Origin of the sequence: Paenibacillus sp. 2TAB26 (genome assembly GCF_052115145.1) — a bacterium.
Taxonomy (GTDB): Bacteria; Bacillota; Bacilli; order Paenibacillales; family Paenibacillaceae; genus Pristimantibacillus.
On the sequence record NZ_JBFRGC010000115.1, the window covers coordinates 1 to 424 of the forward strand.

The 424-nt window shown below is 38.0% G+C and carries 1 protein-coding gene; it reads left to right on the plus strand.

The genetic code is table 11. The features are described from left to right. Window positions 1-424, plus strand: a 424-nt coding sequence (locus AB4Z50_RS36120) for a hypothetical protein (protein WP_441887317.1), incomplete at both ends; no start/stop codon positions are given.

The following is a 424-nucleotide window of genomic DNA, read 5'->3' on the forward strand; positions in this document are numbered from 1 at the left end:
ATCCTATAAAACGGAATTAGGTAAGAAAGCTGCTAATGAACGCTTCGGTGCCGAAATAAATACTAGTAAAAAATATGCTGATATCTTACAGGACGAATATGATAAAATCTTAAGTTTCGGTTCAGCAAAAGGTTTTACTGGGGCTATGACGGAGAGGATGAAGTTCTTGGAGCTTGGAATTAAGGCCGAGGGGGTAGTTGAGCAAAAAAGGCAGGATGATTTAATTAAATCTCTTAGATCATTCGAACAAGAAAGACTATCGCTAGAGGACCAATATAAACAAGACAGAATTGATGTATTAGCAAAAGGCGGAAGCGAGGGACTTGCAGAACTGGATAAACAACATGCGACAAAACTTGCTGCATTAGGTGATGCTCATTTAAAAGAAATTGATGCGTTTAAGGAATTGTATGCAGGAATAGAT